We start from the raw sequence: 503 nt of genomic DNA, 5'->3' as shown, positions 1-503 counted from the left end.
CCGCGACCACTGCCGAAAGCGCGGGAACTCGGTGCCGAAGAGGGACAGCGTGCCGTCGCTCAGCGGGACCTGGCCGACCACGGCGCGCACGGCCGTGGACTTGCCGGAGCCGTTGGCGCCGAGGAGCGCGACGACCTCGCCGCGGTGGACGGTGAGGTCGACGCCGCGCAGTACGGGGCGCGAGCCGAGCGAGGCCGTGGCCCCGCGCAGGGATATGACGGGCTGGTCGTCCGCCGTGCGGGGCGTGGACTGCATGGCTCGCACCTCCGTGACTGCTGGTGTCATTACTTGGCTCCGAGTGCCTTCTGGAGGTTCTTCAGGTTCGACCGCATGACCTCGAAGTAGTCAGCGCCCTGGGACTTGTCGGTGATTCCCTCCAGCGGGTCCAGGACATCGGTGGTCAGCCCGGTGTCCTTGGCGAGGGTCTTGGCCGTCTTGTCGCTGGCCAGCGCCTCGAAGAACACCGTCGTGACGTTGTCCTTCTTGGCCAGGGCCTGGAGGTC

2 protein-coding genes are annotated in these 503 nt (G+C 68.8%); both read right to left on the bottom strand.

Annotation, left to right across the window (positions count from 1 at the left end):
* The coding region (locus tag G3I71_RS46745) for an ATP-binding cassette domain-containing protein (RefSeq protein WP_164325024.1) at positions 1–255 on the bottom strand (255 nt) is incomplete at its 3' end.
* A gap of 29 nt (positions 256–284) precedes the next feature.
* A partial coding sequence (locus G3I71_RS46740) for a metal ABC transporter solute-binding protein, Zn/Mn family (RefSeq protein ID WP_164325022.1) occupies positions 285–503 on the bottom strand: 219 nt, incomplete at its 5' end.

The organism is Streptomyces sp. SID12501, assembly GCF_010550245.1.
Classification (GTDB): Bacteria; Actinomycetota; Actinomycetes; order Streptomycetales; family Streptomycetaceae; genus Streptomyces.
This window is presented reverse-complemented; position numbering and strand designations above follow the sequence as displayed.